The sequence below is a fragment of the Bacteroides sp. ZJ-18 genome (genome assembly GCF_011038705.2).
Classification (GTDB): Bacteria; Bacteroidota; Bacteroidia; order Bacteroidales; family Bacteroidaceae; genus Bacteroides; species Bacteroides hominis.
The window spans coordinates 618,832-633,464 of the sequence record NZ_CP072198.1 but is presented as its reverse complement, the minus strand read 5'-3'; the positions used below and the strand labels follow the sequence as shown (position 1 = coordinate 633,464).

Genomic DNA, 14,633 nt, shown 5'->3' with positions numbered 1-14,633 from the left:
GCCTTGAGTATGGCTATTTTTTCTTGGCATAGCGTCCGCGTTTCGGAGCGCTTTCTGCCTTTTCGCTTTGCAGTTTGATGATTTCCAGACAAGTCTTGTAATTCAGGTCGGCCGGTACTACATCTTTCGGGATTTTATAGTTACTTCCTTTATAAGTAATGTATGGGCCATACCTGCCGTTAAGGATTTCCATTTCCGGATCTTCATCGAATTTTTTGATGTGCTTTTTCGCTTCTGCTTCGCGCTTGGCCAGAATCAGTTCGATAGCTTCGTCCAGTGTAACTTCCAGCGGATCGTAGGTTTTGGGCAAAGACACATATTTAGAGTCATGGTATACATAAGGTCCGAAACGTCCTGTACCGATGGTTACGGTTTTTTCTTCAAATTCTCCTACTTTGCGCGGCAATTTGAATAAATCCAGTGCTTCTTCCAGTGTGATGGTCTCCATGGACTGCCCTTTCTTCATCTGTGCGAAGCGGGGTTTGTCCGTATCGTCGGCTGTGCCGATCTGTACAACGGGACCGAAGCGTCCGATTTTTACCGATACGGTTTTTCCGGTTTTAGGTTCTTCTCCCAAGATACGTTCGCCTACCTTATGTTCGGTTTTAGTAGCCAGTGTCGTTTCTACTGACGGATGGAACTCCTTGTAGAAGTCCTTCATGATGCTTGTCCATTTTTTATCACCTTCGGCTATTTCGTCGAATTGCTTTTCTACGTTAGCTGTGAAGTTATAATCCAGGATGTTGGGGAAATATTCGGTAAGAAAGTCATTTACTACAGTACCGATGTCGGTCGGCAACAGTTTCGATTTCTCCGCCCCGACAACTTCCGTGTGTTTGACATCTGTAATTTGATCATCCTTCAGAGTCAGTATGTCGAATGAACGTTCTTCTCCGGTTTTATCGCCCTTCTCTACATATTCGCGTTGTTGGATGGTGGAGATAGTCGGTGCGTAAGTTGACGGACGTCCGATTCCTAATTCTTCCAGTTTGCGCACCAGGCTGGCTTCAGTGTAACGCGAGGGGCGTTGTGTGAAGCGTTCGGTAGCTACAATGCCCTGATGTTCCAGTATCTGTCCTTTTTTCAGGGGAGGCAGCAGGTGGCTCTCGTCTTCCTGTTCGTTATCATCGTCATACGACTCTTTGTATACGCGCAGAAAACCATCGAATTTAATAACTTCTCCGGTAGCGGTGAATTTGTCGCTTCCGCTACTGATACCAATGGTTGCCGTTGTTTTCTCCAATTCGGCGTCTGCCATTTGTGAGGCTATGGTACGCTTCCAGATCAGGTCGTATAGCTTTCTTTCCTGCGCCGATCCTTCGACAGTCTGGTTTTCCATATAAGTCGGACGAATGGCTTCGTGCGCTTCCTGGGCACCCTTGGTTTTTGTAGCAAAGTGGCGGGGATGCACATACTGTTCGCCCATTATCTGTGCGATGGCGGCCTTGCTACCTTCTGTGGCGTATTCCGACAGGTTGACCGAGTCGGTACGCATATAAGTGATCAATCCCGATTCATAAAGCTTCTGGGCAACCATCATGGTCTGTGCTACAGTGAATCCGAGTTTGCGGGCTGCTTCCTGTTGCAGGGTAGAAGTCGTGAAGGGAGCCGCCGGACTTTTCTTTACCGGGCGGGTTACGATATCTTCAATGGAGAATGTGGCAGCTTTGCATGACTCGAGGAACTTTTGGGCTTCCTTTTTCGTCTTCAGGCGGCGTGCCAGTTCCGCTTTCATCTCTACCAGTTTACCATCGGCATCCGGTACCAGGAAAACCGCAGTGACACGGTATGAGGCTTCACTTTTGAAAGCCTGTATCTCGCGTTCGCGTTCTACAATCAGTCGTACTGCTACCGATTGTACCCGGCCTGCAGAGAGCGCCGGTTTCACTTTCTTCCACAACACAGGTGAAAGTTCGAAACCTACGATGCGGTCTAAGATGCGGCGGGCCTGCTGAGCATTCACCAGGTTTATGTCAATGTCGCGCGGCTGTTCGATAGCCTTCAGTATGGCTGTTTTGGTGATTTCGTGAAAAACGATACGCTTCGTATTTTCAGGTTTTAGTTTCAGTACCTCGTAAAGGTGCCATGAAATAGCTTCTCCCTCACGGTCCTCATCGGATGCGAGCCATACGGTTTCCGCTTTGCTTGCTTCCTCTTTCAGTTTATCGACCAGCTCTTGTTTCTCTTCCGGTATTTCATATTTGGGTTTGAAATTCTTTTCTATATCGATAGAAAATTCTTTTTTCTTCAGGTCGCGAATATGTCCGTAACTTGAGAGAACTTTAAAATCTTTCCCAAGAAACTTTTCAATCGTTTTTGCTTTTGCTGGAGATTCGACAATGACAAGGTTTTTCTGCATATCTGTGATATTAAAACATATAAATTGCCCGCAAAAGTAGAAAAAAACGTTTTCTTTACCTTATAATATAGAGAGAATCTGATATTTTTTGCAAAAAAAGACCTTTTTTATAAGAATCTTTTAAAACTGGAAGCTAAGTCCTCCTACAAAATTGATTCCCTCAACCGGATAATACAAGTAGTACTGATATTTCTTATTCAGCAAATTGTCAGCCTTTACATATGCCGAGATTCCCTTGAAAATTTTATATGTAGCTCCCAAGCTCAGATTGCTGACGGCAGGAATACTTTTTCCGTAAAATCCAGTATAGCGTTCGGCTCTGCGGGTATATTGGTAGCCTGCGTTTAGCCAGAGTGCGGGTATCGGATGAACTTCTGCATGAATACCAAAATCAAACTCCGGTTTCATCAACAACGCTTCATCGTAGCTGAGCGCTTTCGAATCGGTTCCTTTGTTGTCCGTATTCCAGTGATAATAGGTTCCTCCTGCCGATAGGGCGAATAGGTCCTTGTATTCGTAGCTGGCTTTGATGCCTGCGTAAAAGTTATCCGTATTGGTTTGTCCCAAAGCGATATAATTTGCTCCGCTTCCACCGATCCATTGGTCTGCCGATTGGTACAAATCATCTTTCAGATTCTGGTATCCGCCGAATATATCGAACCAGAGGCCCGGTGTCGGACTGGCTTTGAATCCTAATCCGGCATTCAGTTGCTCATAAGTGTCTCTGACTTCCTGTCCCGGATCGAGGTATGGATTGTAAGTCTCCAATCGGCGGAAATCATTCAACTGTCTGCCTCCGGTTGCTTTGGCGTATAGTACGTAACTGTCGGAGAACACATATTGAACTTTTACGTCCGGAGAGACACGTACTGCTTTTCCATTTCCGAAAGAGAGGTCTACGTTGGCTCCGACATGTACTCTCCAACTGTCATCATTCAATTCGTAGTAGGGATTCAGATCAAGCGTTGTACGGCTCTTGAAAATATTCTTTATCCGGTCTTTATTTTCTTTCAGTTCGTTCCCGTAGATCAGATTGTTCATGGCAAATCCGATAGCTACTGTCTGCTCGTCGCTGATTGAACCGCTTACGGTTGCCAAGGTATGTATCAGCGTTTCGTTTACTCCTCCGAAGAGCTGACATTGTTGGCGTCCGTATAACATCAGGTTGGTCTCCGCCCGGTATTGCAGCGGTAGGGTCTCGTCAGTCGATTTCACTCCGAAGTGCACATCACCGGAAGTAAACTTCTGCTTCTTGAATCCGTAGGGTTCGTAATTGAAGTTGCTCAGGCCGAAATTACCGGCTACGTTCAAATCCAGTTTGGCAAATTGGTGAACATAATCTACGTTTGCCCTTGTGCGGTAATAGAAGGCATTCCATTTTCGGGTATCACCGAAAGGCATATCTAACTTTCCGTCCATTCCGTCCATCTTGAAGTTTACGTTCAGTTTGTCCTGATCCGAGAGCCGGAACAGGTAATTGGCCAAAATATCCAGATTGCCATAATTACCGTATCCCAGACGGACGTATCCCGGAATGAAGCCCGGTTGTATTTCCTTGCCGGTGTAAGCTCCTATTGTCCCCATCGGAATTGAAGTGGCAGGCGTAGTGAATGTGGCATATTCCACCTCTTTTTTACTGACAGTAGGCTCTTCTACTTTAGGGAGGACATTTACTTTGGAAGCATCCATTATGTCCGGGTTATATTGCTGCTCTACCACTACGGTGCGGTTTACAGTCGTATCTTTGGGTTGCGTCTGAGCCAGTATCGAAACAGGCAGCGCGGTAAAAGCAATTCCTAAAAGGATATAATTGTTATATTTCATACTCTGTTACTTATTAAGGTTGTTCAGTCTGCTTTCAATCATATTCTCGATATCATCGTCAGCATGGTAATTCTGTTGCAGGCTCAGCAAGTACTGACGGGCATCCAGTTTTTTATCCATAGCTACGTATACATCCGACAGGAGGATGAATCCGCGTGCCAGCCAGTAGGCATGTGGTGTGCTTTGGTCAATGAAGTTCAGCAACTCTTTCTCTGCGGCTGCATAATTCTGCGTGTTGTACAGCTCTTGTGCAACCAGGAATTTTGCTTCCGCGCCATACAGGTTGCGTGTATCTTTTGCCAACTCTTTTAAATCTGCCATGGCTGCCTTATCTCCTTTCTGGTTCAGGTAAGCCTTTGCCCGATAATACAAAGCTTCATTCTTGAGTTCAGGACTCAGTTTGGCTTCAGATAGCAAGGCCGTTGCCGCATGGATGGTTTCCGTATCGTCTTTCAGCAAATAAGCAGCACGGAGCATACCCGTTTCAGCCAGCAATCTTCGTTCGGCAGTGGTTGCTTTCTCTTTCAGCATTTTGTAACTTGCCAATGCATCGGCAAACTGCACTTTGTTGAACTGAACTTCCGCACGCATAATCAGTGCTTCTTCCGAGAACGGATTGTCCGGATATTCAAGCAACTTACCCGAGTGTTCCAGAATCATATCATAATTTTTCTGTTCCTTACCTATCAGGCAGAGATAATAGTGGGCATTCAGTCCGAATGCTCCGTCCGGGAAAGTTTGCAGATACTTTCCGAAGCTTTCTTTAGCCTGTTCCACCCGTCCGCGCATATAAATCTTCTCAGCTGCCATGTAGGTCAGTGAATCCTGTTCGCTGGCATCGAAGCGGATGTTGCCCGGCATGGTCGAAGCCAGTGCGGCAAATTCGTCGATGCGGTTCATGTCTACATAGATCGACTTCAGGTCGCGCATGGCCAGGCGGGCTTCGTCGCTTCCCGGATATTTCTGTACTACCTGTTTATAAGCGTCAATGGCCTGGTTATAATCTTCATTCTGGTAGTAGAGCAAACCGATTTCCGCTGCTGCCTTGCGGCTGACTGGGCTTTCGGGGTATTTGGCCAATAACTCCTTGAAAGAGGTGATGGCCTGTTGGTTATTATCCATCAGGACATAAGAACGTCCTTTTTCGTACAGAGCACTGATGGCATAGGGTGAAGCGGGATATTTACCTGCCAGGCGGTTCAGCCAGGTGATTTTGCCTGAATAGTCTTTTTGCAGTCCCGATACCAGTGCGAGTTGGTAGAATGAATAATCTCCCGAGGGAGTATTCATTGCTTCTGCCTGTGAATAATAGTGTTTGGCTTCATCGAAGTTACGTACATCCAGGTAGCAGTCACCGATGCGGTTGTAGGCATCGGCCAGTGCCGTTTTATTTTCTCCTTTCTCCAGGCTGATGTATTTTCGGAACCAGTTTTGTGCTTGTACATAATCTTTTTGATGAAATGCGATATAGCCTAAGTTATAATGTGCCAGGGCATACATTTCGTTATTGGTCTGTTGAGTCAGTTGCAGATAATCGGTGAAGTTACGTTTGGCTTCTTCCATCCGGTTCAGTCGATAGTATGCTTCGCCCCTCCAGTAGAGGGCGTCTGCTTTGGTCTGCCGGTTGTATTGTCCGAGTCCGAGTGAGCGGTCGAAGTAGCCGATGGACTGTTCGAATTGCGTATTGGCAAACGCTTGTGTACCCAGTTGGAATAAGATGCGCTGTTTGGCTTCCAGAATACGTTTGCCGGGATGGGCGATACGGTCGATTGACTTCAGTGCCGCTTCATAGCTCCGCGTATTCATATATACCTCTACCAGATAGCTGCTTACCATCTCGGCATATTCGGAGGTGGGGAATTCATTGAGGAATTTTTCAAAGACAGTCACCGATTCTCCGAAAGCCGAATAAGATGTTTCGTGGATACATAACGCATAATTGTAGGCAGCTTGTTCTTTGATTTTCGGATTTGCGTTCGAAGCGGCAGCCTGTTCGAATGCCATGCGTGCTTTGTTCTTTTCAGCCAGATGCAGATAGGCAAGTCCCATGTGCAAGTAAGCATTCTGTGTCAACGCGTCGTTTTCGGTAGTGACTTCTCCAAGTGTTTCGGCAGCTTTAGAGAAAACACCGGTCTGGAAATAAGACAGCCCCAGCATATAGAGTGCATCTCTTCGAGGTGCATTTTCTTTTTCCAGATAATTTCGGAAAGAAGTGACCGCCTTGTGATAATCTCCGAAATGATAATATGCATCTCCCAGAATCCGGTACATTTCAGCGGCGTGTTCGTTTTGCGGATAGGCAGACAGGTAATTCTGAGCCACGATCTGAGCCTTGTCATAGTTCTTCTTGATGGCATAGATTTCAGCAATGTAATAGGGTACCAGGGCTTTGTATTTAGCGTCATCCTGTAATGGGAGAAAGCCTTTCAGTGCTTCATCGTACCGTTTCTGCGTGTATCGGATGTATGAGATATAGTATGAGCAGTCATTCGCATACTTGGGACTGCTTGCTTTCAGGGTTTCGAACCAGATGGCCGCTTCTTTGACATTGCCTACTTTCAGGTAGCAGGTAGCCAACTGGTAGGTCATGTCGTCCCGTTCTTCATTGCCCAGCAGGTCGAGACGTGAAGAGTTGAACAGGGCAAGTGCTTCGTCATAGTTCCCCTGGTAAAAATAAGCGGAAGCTATCAGTGCATAAATCCGGTTGGCGTGAGGAGTGTCCGGATAGGTATCCAGATAGCTGCGCAGTTGTGCGATGGCATTACGGTCTTTCAATTCATATGCCGAGCATACCAACATGTATTCAGCCTCTTCTTTCAGGTTCACATCCGCTTTCTGGCGGACGAATGTGCGTAGGGGAGGCATAGCGGCTGCATAGTTCTTTTGCAGAAACAGCTCTTTCCCTTCTTTATACAGATTTACGGGAGACGTTATTTTCTCGCTGGTTTGTGCCTGCAGAGCGACAGGCACACAACATGCCACGGCACATATCAATCGTGATATCTTTTTTTTCATAATTCAGAGTTTTGACAAAAGTACTTGTTTTTATGTATTTTACCTCTCTTTCAGGAATCTTTTTAACCCTTTTTTGATAGAGCCGAGTCCGAACTCTTCGGGATTAATTTGGTTCAATGAGACGAAAAACGAGTCTGCTACATCATCCATTGCCTCAAAGTGACTTGTGTTTTCCACTTGGCAAAGGAAAAACATGTCGAGCGTATGTACAGGAAACCCGGAATAGATATAAATGTTCGGAAGTGAAAACAGGTAGGTTGCCTTTTTCACTTTCAGTCCGGTTTCCTCTTCTACTTCCCGAGCCACTCCTTCTTCACCCGTTTCGTTCATGTCGATGAAACCGCCCGGAAGGTCCAGCGTGTCTTTAGCCGGTTCTTTGGCACGACGACATACCAGTAACTCGTCTTTTTCGTTTAAGATCAGTGCCACTGTAGCCGATGACGGGTTGAAATAATAAACGAACCCGCAATCGGTACATTGTTTAGACTTCTCGTTGTGAATCTCAAAATGGGCTGAACCACATTTCGGACAGTATTTGAATTGGTTAAGTGGGTGTTCCATCCTTCTCATTGTTTTTGTACGGGCAAAAATAATGAAAAAGAAGCAGTTTCAGGTGATATGTCCGTCAGTATTGTATGTTTGATAATATAAAGCGTATAAATCCGTATGGAAATTAATGCAGCGCATTTTTGCACATTGCACTGCATTTGGTTTTTATATTGTCTATATTATGACATTTGTCTGATTATTAGCTAATTTGTTACGATTGTTTCGTATTTTTCTGATAAACAAATAAATATGCCTGTATTTTTTAGTGCGAAAGTTTGTCCCTTTCAAATATAGTCCCTATTTTTGAAGAACCGATTCCGAACCTTATATTTAATAAACAGGCAGGATTATGAAAAAGTATATATGTCTTTTCTTGACGCTTTGGGGATTATTGCCGGGCTTTGCCCAGCAGACCGACACTGTAGTACTGAATCTTTCGGAAGCCATTACCCATGAACCCAAGGTGATAATGCTTAGCGAAATAGCTTCCGATATTCACTTTATTTCTTTGGAAACAACGGATGACTTTTTCTTGTGCGATGAATATCGCATCATCTATACCGGAGATGATATTCTGGTATATGACCGGCAGATGAGAAATTATTTTCGTTTCGATAAGAACGGGAAGTTACTCAACCGGATTGGTGAGTATGGTCAAAAGACGGAGAATTATCTTGTGGGACTGTCGTTCTCTTATGATTATTCGGAGAAAAGAGTATATGTACATGATATAAGAACACTGGTCTGCTATGATCTGAATGGAAAATTTATAAAACGTATACCGGTTCCGCATCTTAATGGCGATGCCTGTGCGGTATTTGATAAAGGGCATATCCTTTATAGTGATAGCCGGTTTTACATAGATCGGGATAATCCGTTACAACTCTTTCTGACAGACGAAACCGGTAAGGAGTTAAAAGTGTGGCAAGGATATGTTGAGAAATATAAGTCTTATAAAGCTCTGATGTCTACTCGCGATTTGATGTACAATTATCAGGGAGCTGTTTATTTTAAACCTGCATTTGAGAATCTTATTTATAGGATAGATGGACAGGGAGAAAAGACGGTTGCCTGGCAGTTTGATTGTTCAGGTTATGAGATCAATGTTTCTGTCAATGAAGCTGATCCAAAGAATCGTTATCAGGCTATTTCTGTTCAGCAAGTGTTTGAATCGGATCACTACTTATTCGTTTCCTATATTTTAAGGAATAATAATTTCACAGGTTTGTATGATAAAGATCAAAGGACGTTTTCGAATGTAATTGTAAAGGATGACTTATCCGGAGGTTTTGATTTTATCTTCTCCGGTATAGGTTTTGGTAATCAGTTGATAAACGCTCATGCTGTTTCCTATGCAAAAAAGGCAGAACGCTATCCGGAAGCTTTATTACCATCCCGCAGGCAAGAATTGGATTCATTGGTCAATCAATTACGTATGGGAGATAATCCGGTGATATCCATAACGACTTTAAAATAATAACGACTAAAACGAACGATATGATGCAGAAAGACTTTTTTATCAGTGTGTTAACTTTAGGGCTGATCCTTTGTTTTATTGCTTGTGGAGAGAAAAAAATAACCGTAAAGTCCGCGCTTGAGAGGGTGGAAGCTTTTGCTTTTGATGTAAATGACGATTATCTACAGAGCTACGCCGGTAGTTTTTGTTATTCCACATCAGCCCGTATTGATGGTAAACAGTGTTTAGTAGTCTATAATGGTAAACTTCACTCTGTTGATATTTTAAATCTGACGGATCGTCAACCTTTGCGGCAAGTAATTTTGGCTAAGGAGGGGCCGGACCAGATCCTTACTCCCAAAGGGATTGGCTATTATAAGGATTCATTTATTATATTTACTACCAATGGTTTGTATCGCGTTGGTCAGGACGGGAAAGTATTGTCTAAGAAACTGCTGAATGATTTGCCTCAGGTTAAGGAAGATGGATATGGCATAGCCGTACCCGGTCTTTCTATTTATTTTAGTGTGTATAGTTTCTTTGGATTTGATGCCAGTAAGGGGGTAGTGGCATTACCTCTTTATTCTTATGAGAAAGATGCTACAGGAGAATATCCTAAGAAAGTATTGGTCATTTCGTGTGATGATTGGACTATACGGAATGAAGTGGAAATAGATTGTCCTGATATCATAAAGAAGGAGGGAGACATGCAATTATTGAGTTGCATCAATGTACTTCCTCACGGAGACTGGCTGATTTATAATTTTCCGGCATCTTCCAAAGTTTATGTTTACGATTTGTCGGCAAAGAAGAGTAAAGAATATGATTTCCCTTCTACCTTTACAGATTCTTTTTTCCGTTTACCGGATATGAACGAAGAGGAACCCGGTTTCGGATGTCTGAAAACCGGTTATTATTTCCCATTGTGCTATGATGCGTACCATGACGTATTCTGGCGAGTTCAGCAGGGACCATTGGATGGGCATGGAGTAGCAGGCAAGCCTTTTTCTGTCATGTGTATATCTACTGACCTGATGAATAGTGCAGAGTACGTGATTCCTGCCGGTTCAAAAATTTATCCGGATCTGGCTTTTACGGATTCATTGGTTTTATTGCCTTATACGGGAGGAGATAAGATAGGTGAAAACAATATGTGCTTCTATGGATTGGAGTATTAAGGCTTTCCATTTTCTCCTCTCATATGAAAAGTGCATTTCGATCTTCCATCTTCCACCTTTTTTGAGATTACCGATTGATTATCTGTAGTTTAATAGGGTGGAAGATAGCGTTTTAAGGCCATTTATCTTCCACCTCTATCTTCCATCTTCCCCCCTCTTTTTTAGGAGGACTATTCGTTTTAATGACTTGATATATAGATAATGTTTGTTTTTTAACTGTTTAAGTCTTTAAAAGCATTTCGTATTCCTTGCTATCTTTAGTGGAAATGGTTGTTTCTTTATCTGAGTCCGGGTGTGGGGGCTAATGGGCCCGGGTATGCGGGCTGATGAGCCCGGGTATGTAGGCTGAGGAGCCCGGGTATGCGGGCTTAGGTAAAGATACCGTTTGTAATGTAAATGTTCTTATTAATAATGGTTTATGAAACGAATAAAATAGGTTTGCTTCCTTGTAAATGATTCGTTTGATACTTAATTGATTACAGCTTATTTATTGCGGTGTGTGCTTGATGTGGCTGATATTTAATTTGATATGTGCAGGTTCTTGTACTAAAATTTGTCTTGATGAAATGTAATTTTTATCTTTGAAAAATGAATTTCAAACCTTAAATATAGTAGATAAACAGAAGATGTGCAATTTAAGACTGATAGTAGTTTAAAATTTTGCATACATGAAATCTGATACTTCTTTTGAATCTTTTGCTCCTTTTATGCAGAACTATTTTTGCCTTATTGAGGAATATCGAGCAACTTTTGTCGTCATTTCAAGGAATGCTGTTATTACCTTAGGAAAGATTATGATATAACTGACGTATTAAAAATGAATTATGTATGAAAATATTATATGTTGTTTTTATTTGTGTTTTATGTTCCTGTGCGAAGGGGGATGAATTGGATAATAAGATAAATGTGTGTGCAGCAATGAATTCTTTGGGGAAAATATCGGCACAAACAATATCTTCTGATGTGAAATATGTAGTATTGGAAACAAATGATAGTACTCTTGTGGGGCAAATGCCCGATGTATGTGTTCTTGATCATTTTATACTTGTATCTTCTGTAAATCAATGTCTGAAGCTCTTTGATCGATTTACTGGTAAATTTATTCGAGATATAGGTCATGTCGGAGCAGACCCACATGGATATGCTAAAGACTCTTGGGGAAAAGTAAACTATTGGGTTGATTATGACCAAAACATAATATATATTTTAGGTTGGGCTAATGATTTAATATCTTATGACTTATCAGGAAATTATAAAGATAGAATTGGAATAGAGAATAATATCCGTTATAATTTGCAGCAAAGTTATTTATGCATTGAGCATGGCAAACTATGGGGGCACAATAAACTCTATACTTCCAATCAGACATCTCCCTTATTTTGTATAGACAAAGACTCTAACCATATTAAAGATATAACAGGCTTGCCGGTAGATTTACTTCCTATGGATGATTTGCAGTCTGTATCAGAGCTTTTAGGGGATTATGCATCTTATGGTGGTGATTTGACAATGGCTTCATTTACAAATGGTGGGAAGTATTACACAGCCATTAATAGTCCTTCTTTATGGCGGTTTGGAGACGATATTAGGTTAAAGCAAGCATTTAATGATACAATTTATACATTATCCGATAATGGAATTGAACCCTATTTAATTTTTGAACTGGGAGATTGGCATTGGCGATATCAAGACCGGTTAGAGGAAGATGGATGTGAAAAGAAAATGATGTTTGATTATATTTTGGAAAATGAGAAATACATTTATTTTCATTTTCATACAGGATTCTATACAAAAAGCAGGCAGGCTTTTTGTGGATTATATTATAAAGCTGATCATAAAGTTGTGTTGATGCATGGAGATAAACTTTTGGATACAGTTAGTAGTCAATCTTTCAGGATTAGAGGAGTGAGTTCTGATGGTTGCTTTGTAGCTCTTCTGCAACCTGATGAATTGTGTGATGAGGTAAAAAAGAAAACGGATTGTAAAGAAGAAGACAATCCCGTAGTGGTTATTCTGGAGTAATAAGCTGATTAATTATAGAATTTGAGGAATAGACATGCATCATCAGATATTGTTTATTGGGGGCAGTAATTTGAATGGAAAATTGATAATTCTTTGTGAGGATTTTAGTAGATAGAGACTGATATAGCACTGAGAAATGCATTTTAACCGACATGAACGATTTGCCATTGTCCGGGTATTTTATAATGGATTATGTGTATTGTGTTTATATACAGGTGTTTGTGGCCAGTTTTTTTGATTTATTTGTCCGGGTCTATAACTTGCGAATTTGTTTACCATGATTTAACTTTGAACCAAGGAGGGAGGCCTCTTTTGAGTTATATAATTTAAAACGGTTAGTCATGGATAAAATCGAGTTTGGAGAAGGTCAGATAACGTTTTCATATAAGAAATCGTATGGGGATTGTTTGTATCAGGATTTGATCGCCGTGGAATATGGCAAGCCTTATTGTATGATACAAATAGAAGGAAGAGGTAGTATTCTGTTTTTGATAAGCTTGCATGATGTTCTGGAAAAATTGCCTGCAAATTTTCTTCTGATAAATAGGGGAATAATAGTAAATATAGAACATGTTACAGATCTTGTATGTCTGGATGGAGTATATCATGTAAAGATGGATAATAATAAAATATATAGGATTAGCACTCGTAAAGTGGCTATACTCAAAAGGACCCTTATGGCAAAAAATGACACGATCCAAGTTTAGTCTTTAGAAGAATATATAGAAGAAAAATGCCAAAAAGTTTTATATACTACGAAAATGTAGTATATTGTAGCCGTGAAAGTATCATGCAGGGAGATACTCGTTTCTGATATGGGGCAAGTGGGATCCTTATGCACAAACAATAAATCTTAATTCGATTGTGGCTATGAAACACATGTTCTTATTATTGATCGGTGTATTTGTATTATTGGGATGCAGTTCCAATAAGAAGCAAGAACCTATATCCAAGTCAGGAATACCTGTTATTAATCTTTCTGAGGATGTATCGACTGTACCTTCACTTCTTTTGAGTGAGGTGGCGGAGAAATTGGAAATCGTTCCTTTGGAAATGACAGATGAATCTGTATTGAGTGACATTACGGAAATGCAAGTAACTGATCATAATATATGGATAGATCATGGACGCGAATTCTACATTTATCGTTTTTCCCGTTCAGGAAAATTTCTTAATAAAATAGGTAGTATCGGACAGGGTCCGGGTGAATATACCAATTATTCAACTTTTCTTGTCGATGAAGATAAAAAAGAAGTGTATATTATAGCCAATACTAACGGCGTTTTAGCATACGATTTTGAAGGAAACTTTAAAAGAAAGATTGTTGACATTCAAATGATTTTGCAGTTGTTTGCATCTCCGTATGATCAATATATCTTGAATAATCAAAAATTCTTTGCTACTCAAAATTTCGGATTGTATAGGCCGATAGATAAAGATTCATTGTGGTCATTCGTTTCTTTGGGCGACGACTTTCAAAAAAAGAAATATTTTAAAAATCCGGCACATGTAGGTAAAGAAGAACAGATTATAGCCAACCGTGCCAATATGGATCGGATGGTTAATTATTGGATGGAGTATCTAACCAGTGTGGATACTTACAATGGTCAATTGACCCTCAAATATCCGGATACCGATACTATTTATTGTTATGATGATGCGACAAACCAACTTTTGCCTCAATATGCAATCTTTACAGATGAAGAAAAAGGGGATTATGAAGCGACTCATTTATGGTTTAAAGACAGAAAGGCTTTCGATTATTTTTCGATCAAGTCCTACTATCCGACTAAAGATTTCATTTATTTGGTGGGTAGTAAAGGCGAGGAGGTATATACCTATTGCTATAATAAAAAAGATGGAAGTGTTAGATTGCAGAAGCGACAAAGCGCAATAACCGAGCGTGATGTGCCCTGGTTCAGCTTTCCTTTGCGCCAAATGAAACGTGATTTTGTGTTAGATAATGATTTAGGTGGAGGTGATTTTACTGTTGACAGCCGTTCTTCCGGTAAATACTGGATAGATATATTAGAACCCGGTGGTGATGAAAACTGGATTGATATAGACCAAATAAAATCATCTACTGTAATAGATGAGTCCAAGAAAAAGGAGCTAATCCAAGCTCTGGAAAGTGTGACTGAGGATAGCAATCCGATTTTGATGATTGCAACTTTAAAATAGAAGAATTATTATTGAGAAGTTGGAATACTCGTATTCACCTTCTTATTCA

General features: G+C 41.3%; 9 protein-coding genes. 5 read left to right on the top strand and 4 right to left on the bottom strand.

From position 1 onward, the window contains the following. Positions 1-13: 13 nt before the first annotated feature. The 4 genes from topA to G7Y45_RS02675 all read right to left on the bottom strand — a co-directional run bounded on the left by topA (position 14) and on the right by G7Y45_RS02675 (position 7,759). A complete protein-coding gene (gene topA, locus G7Y45_RS02690) occupies positions 14-2,359 on the bottom strand; it encodes a type I DNA topoisomerase (RefSeq protein ID WP_165016513.1) in 2,346 nt (781 codons plus the stop codon). A gap of 120 nt (positions 2,360-2,479) precedes the next feature. Next, positions 2,480-4,183 (bottom strand): TonB-dependent receptor, encoded by a 1,704-nt coding sequence (locus G7Y45_RS02685; RefSeq protein ID WP_165016511.1) that lies wholly within the window; start codon positions 4,181-4,183, stop codon positions 2,480-2,482. 6 nt (positions 4,184-4,189) lie between these two features. Continuing rightward, complete coding sequence (locus tag G7Y45_RS02680; protein ID WP_165016508.1) at positions 4,190-7,198, bottom strand: tetratricopeptide repeat protein; 3,009 nt, start codon at positions 7,196-7,198, stop codon at positions 4,190-4,192. 39 nt (positions 7,199-7,237) lie between these two features. Beyond that, on the bottom strand, positions 7,238-7,759 hold the full coding sequence (locus G7Y45_RS02675; protein WP_005811714.1) for an NUDIX domain-containing protein: 522 nt from the start codon (positions 7,757-7,759) through the stop codon (positions 7,238-7,240). Positions 7,760-8,096: 337 nt separating this feature from the next. Here G7Y45_RS02675 and G7Y45_RS02670 point away from each other — a divergent pair, with 337 nt between their 5' ends. From G7Y45_RS02670 to G7Y45_RS02650, 5 genes are all read left to right on the top strand, one after another. Next, a complete protein-coding gene (locus G7Y45_RS02670; protein WP_165016506.1) occupies positions 8,097-9,224 on the top strand; it encodes a 6-bladed beta-propeller in 1,128 nt (375 codons plus the stop codon). A 20-nt stretch (positions 9,225-9,244) separates the two neighbouring features. Continuing rightward, positions 9,245-10,381 carry a DUF4221 family protein gene (locus G7Y45_RS02665; RefSeq protein WP_165016503.1) on the top strand — a complete coding sequence of 379 codons (1,137 nt, stop codon included), beginning with the start codon at positions 9,245-9,247 and terminating at the stop codon, positions 10,379-10,381. Positions 10,382-11,209: 828 nt separating this feature from the next. Next, on the top strand, positions 11,210-12,403 hold the full coding sequence (locus G7Y45_RS02660; RefSeq protein WP_165016500.1) for a 6-bladed beta-propeller: 1,194 nt from the start codon (positions 11,210-11,212) through the stop codon (positions 12,401-12,403). A 341-nt stretch (positions 12,404-12,744) separates the two neighbouring features. Next, on the top strand, positions 12,745-13,110 hold the full coding sequence (locus G7Y45_RS02655; protein WP_165016497.1) for a LytTR family DNA-binding domain-containing protein: 366 nt from the start codon (positions 12,745-12,747) through the stop codon (positions 13,108-13,110). Positions 13,111-13,273: 163 nt separating this feature from the next. Next, complete coding sequence (locus G7Y45_RS02650; protein ID WP_165016494.1) at positions 13,274-14,584, top strand: 6-bladed beta-propeller; 1,311 nt, start codon at positions 13,274-13,276, stop codon at positions 14,582-14,584. Positions 14,585-14,633: the final 49 nt, after the last annotated feature.

Coding starts and splice junctions, on each gene's coding strand:
- topA (WP_165016513.1), bottom strand. CDS start 2,359: ATGCAGAAAAACCTTGTCATTGTCGAATCTCCAGCAAAAGCAAAAACG.
- G7Y45_RS02685 (WP_165016511.1), bottom strand. CDS start 4,183: ATGAAATATAACAATTATATCCTTTTAGGAATTGCTTTTACCGCGCTG.
- G7Y45_RS02680 (WP_165016508.1), bottom strand. CDS start 7,198: ATGAAAAAAAAGATATCACGATTGATATGTGCCGTGGCATGTTGTGTG.
- G7Y45_RS02675 (WP_005811714.1), bottom strand. CDS start 7,759: ATGGAACACCCACTTAACCAATTCAAATACTGTCCGAAATGTGGTTCA.
- G7Y45_RS02670 (WP_165016506.1), top strand. CDS start 8,097: ATGAAAAAGTATATATGTCTTTTCTTGACGCTTTGGGGATTATTGCCG.
- G7Y45_RS02665 (WP_165016503.1), top strand. CDS start 9,245: ATGATGCAGAAAGACTTTTTTATCAGTGTGTTAACTTTAGGGCTGATC.
- G7Y45_RS02660 (WP_165016500.1), top strand. CDS start 11,210: ATGAAAATATTATATGTTGTTTTTATTTGTGTTTTATGTTCCTGTGCG.
- G7Y45_RS02655 (WP_165016497.1), top strand. CDS start 12,745: ATGGATAAAATCGAGTTTGGAGAAGGTCAGATAACGTTTTCATATAAG.
- G7Y45_RS02650 (WP_165016494.1), top strand. CDS start 13,274: ATGAAACACATGTTCTTATTATTGATCGGTGTATTTGTATTATTGGGA.